This is a genomic window from Mesorhizobium sp. M7A.F.Ca.ET.027.03.2.1 (assembly GCF_003999175.1).
Taxonomy (GTDB): domain Bacteria; phylum Pseudomonadota; class Alphaproteobacteria; order Rhizobiales; family Rhizobiaceae; genus Mesorhizobium.
Map to the genome: position 1 here is coordinate 1 of NZ_RZOM01001328.1, position 1,408 is coordinate 1,408.

General features: G+C 65.8%; 1 protein-coding gene. It reads left to right on the forward strand.

Annotation, left to right across the window (positions count from 1 at the left end):
* Window positions 1–1,309 (forward strand): ABC transporter permease (locus EN750_RS34325; RefSeq protein WP_145968198.1); only part of this gene is annotated, 1,309 nt, incomplete at its 5' end.
* Between the last annotated feature and the right edge of the window lie 99 nt (window positions 1,310–1,408).

A 1,408-nucleotide genomic window follows, 5' to 3' on the forward strand; every position in this document is an offset into this window, starting at 1 on the left:
GCTCTTGTCGATGTTCGCGGCGGTCGTCGTCGGCGGCACGCGCCTCGGTGGCGGGCAGGGCGGCCCGGTGGGCTCTGTCTTTGGCGCCTTTATCCTGATGATCGTGGTGAACATCCTGCTGGTGCTCAACGTATCGGCCTATTATTCGACCATTGCCGAAGGCACCATTCTGGTGCTGGCGGCACTTGCCGGCTCGATCTCGCATGCATCGGTGCTTGCCGTGCAATTGCGCGCCGCGCGCGCCCGGCTTGCCGCCTGGCGCGCCGGCATATTGCCCTCGCAACTCGAGCGCGTGGACCGGCGTCTCAAGACCGCCGAACCAGCCCATGCCCAGCGCAGTCCGGCATCGCCGCGCCCTGCCTTCCACCTGCGCAACGCGGAAACGCTGCGCTATGCGCTGCCCGCCTATGTCTGCCTGCTCCTCATCGTGGTCGTCACGCAGGTCTGGCTCGGCCGAGCCATCCTCAATCCGGGGTACTGGAATTCGCTGCTGGTGCTATCGTCCTTCCTAGCCGTACTGGCGCTCGGGCAGGGAACCGTCATTCTGACCGGCGGCCTCGACCTCTCCGTGCCGTGGACGATCGGCATCTCCGGCATCATCCTGGCCGGCATGGTCAACGGCTCCGACGCCGCCCTTGTCTACGCCTTGCCGGTCGTCCTGGTGATGGCCTGCGCCATTGGCTTCGCCAATGGTTTCGGCATCGTCTATCTCGGCATCTCGCCGATCGTCATGACGCTCGCCACCAACGGCATCCTGCAAGGCTGTGCGCTGCTCTATTCGCAGGGAACGCCGGCCGGGTTTTCCTCGCCGATGCTGCGCTGGGTCATGACGGCCAAGCTTGCCGGCCTGCTGACCCCAATCGTCCTGCTGATGGTCGTCTTTGTCGTCGCGGCGGTATTGCTGCTTGGCCGCACCCCGTTCGGACGACGCGTCTACGGCATCGGCAATGGGCTGCGCGCGGCGCGCTTGTCGGGCATCGGCGTCGAGCGCACGCTGATCCTGGTCTATATGCTTTCGGCCGTCTGCGCGGCTGTTGTCGGCATCATGCTGACCGGCTTTTCGGGTCAGGCAAGCCTTGGCATGGGCGACGACTACCTGTTGCCGTCGATCGCCGTGGTGGTGGTCGGCGGCGCGCTGATCACCGGCGGACGCGGCCACTATCTCGGCATGCTCGGCGGCGTGTTGTTGCTGACCGCACTGCAGATGCTGCTCGCCGGCACCACGCTTCCCTATGCCACGAGGGCAATTCTTTACGGACTGGTCGTTCTGGGCGCCGTCATGGCGTTGCGCGAACGGCGGCTGCAATGAAAAGGACACGACCATGAGCACAAGGGCGCCGGAATCGGCGGACGAATTTCTGACCGGGCTGAAAGGCCAGCGCGTGCTGGTCACGGCGGGCGCCGGCCG